At 47.8% G+C, this 245-nt stretch carries 1 protein-coding gene; it reads right to left on the bottom strand.

Annotated features, from left to right (window positions below; genetic code table 11):
• On the bottom strand, window positions 1-201 hold a 201-nt coding region (locus tag ACQCV8_RS20260; RefSeq protein WP_426847229.1), incomplete at its 3' end, for a hypothetical protein.
• Window positions 202-245: the final 44 nt, after the last annotated feature.

Here is a 245-nt window from a genome sequence, read left to right on the forward strand (position 1 = left end):
CGAGGAGATTCCCGGCATGTCTGCAGGGCTATGGTTCTCTATAATGGTCCCCATTGAATCTTTTGGATTCATTTCTGGCCCTTCTATCGCTTTTAACAGGTTCTGAAGCGGTTCTTCCCCGGAAGGATGCGAGGAGATTCCCGGCATGTCTGCAGGGCTATGGTTCTCTATAATGGTCCCCATTGAATCTTTTGGATTCATTTCTGGCCCTTCTATCGCTTTTAACAGGTTCTGAAGCGGTTCTT

The organism is Metabacillus sp. 84 (genome assembly GCF_050107715.1).
Taxonomy (GTDB): Bacteria; Bacillota; Bacilli; order Bacillales; family Bacillaceae; genus Metabacillus_B.